The following is a 708-nucleotide window of genomic DNA, read 5'->3' as shown; positions in this document are numbered from 1 at the left end:
GTGCTGGGGCAGCTACCCGCCGGCACCGGCCGCAGCTTCAGCGCCCAGGCCTTCGACGCCTCGAACACCGTGCGCTACTCCGGCCAGGTGGACAACGTCACCATCCAGGCCGGGCAGACGACGGCCGTCACGCTGCTGCTGCAGGAGGTGAATCCCCCTGCAGCTTTCGACAATACGGCGCCCCTCATCACCTCGCTGGTGGCCAGCCCCGCCACCGTGGCCCCTGGCGGCCAGGTGGCCCTTCAGGCCGCCGCGGAGGACGCCAACGCGGGCGACACCCTTACGCCTGCCTGGACTGCCAGCACCGGCAGCTTCAGCACGGCCTCCAGCCTCTCCACCACCTGGACGGCGCCGGCCGCTCCGGGCCCGGTGGTGCTGACGCTGACGGTGACGGACTCCAAGGGGGCGACGGCCTCCATCAGCGTCACGGTGACGGTGAGTACCGGCAATGGCAGTGCGGCCGTCAACGTCACTGTCAACACCTGGCCCCAGGTAGCGAGCATCACGGCCACGCCTTCGGCGATTACCGTCGGGCAAGCCACCGAAGTGGCGGTGGTGGCGAGCGACAACGACGGGGACGGACTCAGCTACCAGTGGACGGCCTCGTGCGCGGGCACGTGGACGAATGCCACCTCCGCCAGTGCCAGTTTCACCCCCTCCGCCCAGCCCGCAGGCGGCACCTGCGCCCTGACTGTGACGGTGCAGGAC

The 708-nt window shown here is 70.5% G+C and carries 1 protein-coding gene; it reads left to right on the top strand.

Translation table 11 applies throughout. The features are described from left to right. Positions 1-708, top strand: a 708-nt coding sequence (locus D7V88_RS41965) for an Ig-like domain-containing protein (RefSeq protein ID WP_244238703.1), incomplete at both ends; no start/stop codon positions are given.

The organism is Corallococcus terminator (assembly GCF_003611635.1).
In the GTDB taxonomy this organism is placed as follows: domain Bacteria; phylum Myxococcota; class Myxococcia; order Myxococcales; family Myxococcaceae; genus Corallococcus; species Corallococcus terminator.
This window is presented reverse-complemented; position numbering and strand designations above follow the sequence as displayed.